The organism is Aphanothece microscopica RSMan92, from assembly GCF_046613545.2.
In the GTDB taxonomy this organism is placed as follows: domain Bacteria; phylum Cyanobacteriota; class Cyanobacteriia; order PCC-6307; family Cyanobiaceae; genus NIES-981.
Map to the genome: position 1 here is coordinate 1 of NZ_JBKKKY020000508.1, position 468 is coordinate 468.

Genomic DNA, 468 nt, shown 5'->3' on the forward strand with positions numbered 1-468 from the left:
CAGAAGATGATCAAGCGGGCAATCAGCGTAGAGGCTCTCGAAGAAGGTAAGCCCGAACAAATGGGTGGCAAGAATGTGCGAATGGTGATAACCATGAAGTCCGGCCTTTCGAAAGAAGAAGCCAAAAAAATCACAACGCTCATCAAGGATGCCAAGTTGAAGGTGACGGCACAAATTCAGGATGAGAAAGTGCGCGTTACTGGCAAGAGCAAGGATGACCTTCAGGCTGCCATCACTCTCGTAAAGAGTGGCAATCTTGGTTTTCCCGTTCAAGTTGAAAACCTGCGTTGATCACGCTGGGTGCAAATCCTTACCGACTCTTTATCGTGGAGAACTGACTGTGGATCTGTTTCAGAAGTGTGTAGAATTCACACGTGCCGATGATGTCAAGGCTCTTGGCCTGTATCCCTACTTCCGCCCCGTCGAAGAAAACGAAGGTCCGGTCGTTATGCTCGAAGGCCGCCGTGT

Annotated in this window: 1 protein-coding gene; it reads left to right on the forward strand. The window is 49.8% G+C overall.

The genetic code is table 11. The features are described 5' to 3' along the window. Positions 1 to 291 (forward strand): nucleotide-binding YajQ family protein (locus ACLD7X_RS18785; protein ID WP_411425198.1); only part of this gene is annotated, 291 nt, incomplete at its 5' end. Positions 292 to 468: the final 177 nt, after the last annotated feature.